The following is a 599-nucleotide window of genomic DNA, read 5'->3' on the forward strand; positions in this document are numbered from 1 at the left end:
GGTCATGCTGAGGTTGGCTTCAGTACCGCACGGCGGTTTTCACGTTTGGTGATCACAGGACCAGAGGGTTACCAGCGCACGTTAGAGTACTACCTGAAAGACTCACCCTATCCGCATCAGTTGATAAAAAGTGACACGGACTCACTTGGCAATACCACACACTACACCTACGTAGGCAATCGTATTGATACGGTCACTTTCCCCGAGGGAAATAAAGTCCAGTTTACCTATGACACCATGGGAAATATCACCAGCAAGCGCGCGATTGCCAAAGCTGGCTCCGGACTTGCCGACATCGTTGAGCGGGCGATTTATCCGTCGGCGGCATCGTGTACGGGGATCTTGTGTTACCGGCCACTTTACACCCTCGATGCGAAGGGCAATCGAACAGATTATACCTTTGATGCCGACCATGGCGGCTTATTAACCCGTACGGAGCCTGCAGATGGCAACGGCTATCAGCGACGTACCACGCATTCCTATACCTCAATTGATGGCATTTATCGTCTCACCAGGACCACGGTATGCGCCATTGGCCAATGCGGTGGAGCACAGACCCAGATCACAGAGTACACCTACTCGGGCTCGACAGGACTGAT

Annotated in this window: 1 protein-coding gene; it reads left to right on the plus strand. The window is 52.8% G+C overall.

Going from position 1 to position 599, the window contains the following annotated elements:
• On the plus strand, positions 1-599 hold a 599-nt coding region (locus PSI9734_RS11960), incomplete at both ends, for a hypothetical protein (protein WP_217420791.1).

Origin of the sequence: Pseudidiomarina piscicola (genome assembly GCF_902806985.1) — a bacterium.
Lineage (GTDB): Bacteria > Pseudomonadota > Gammaproteobacteria > Enterobacterales > Alteromonadaceae > Pseudidiomarina > Pseudidiomarina piscicola.